This is a genomic window from Mesorhizobium sp. M5C.F.Ca.ET.164.01.1.1 (assembly GCF_004792125.1).
In the GTDB taxonomy this organism is placed as follows: Bacteria; Pseudomonadota; Alphaproteobacteria; order Rhizobiales; family Rhizobiaceae; genus Mesorhizobium; species Mesorhizobium wenxiniae.
Map to the genome: position 1 here is coordinate 1 of NZ_SRTG01000383.1, position 320 is coordinate 320.

Annotated in this window: 1 protein-coding gene; it reads right to left on the bottom strand. The window is 67.8% G+C overall.

Annotation, left to right across the window (positions count from 1 at the left end; all coding sequences use genetic code 11):
• A partial coding sequence (locus EN807_RS33905; RefSeq protein WP_135938045.1) for an MG2 domain-containing protein occupies positions 1 to 320 on the bottom strand: 320 nt, incomplete at both ends.

Genomic DNA, 320 nt, shown 5'->3' on the forward strand with positions numbered 1-320 from the left:
TGATGTTGGCGGTTTCGCCCCGCGCAATCTCCTGCTTGTCGGCCTTCATGTCGAACTCGATGCGATCCGGCACGAAGTCCTCGACCAGGAACATCTGGCTGGCAACCGCCGGCTGCTTGGGGTCGGTGTGGATCGACACCGACCATGTGCCGCGCATGGCGTTGGCTTCGAGCGGCAGGTCGACGGCGTGGCCGCCGGCCGAGGCGCCGTCGCTGACGATGCGGCGGTCCTCGACGCCATCGGGACGCGAGAAGATGAAGGTCAGCGGCAGGTTCTCGACCGCCTTGGCCGCGCCGTCACGGGCAAGCGCGGCGACATGG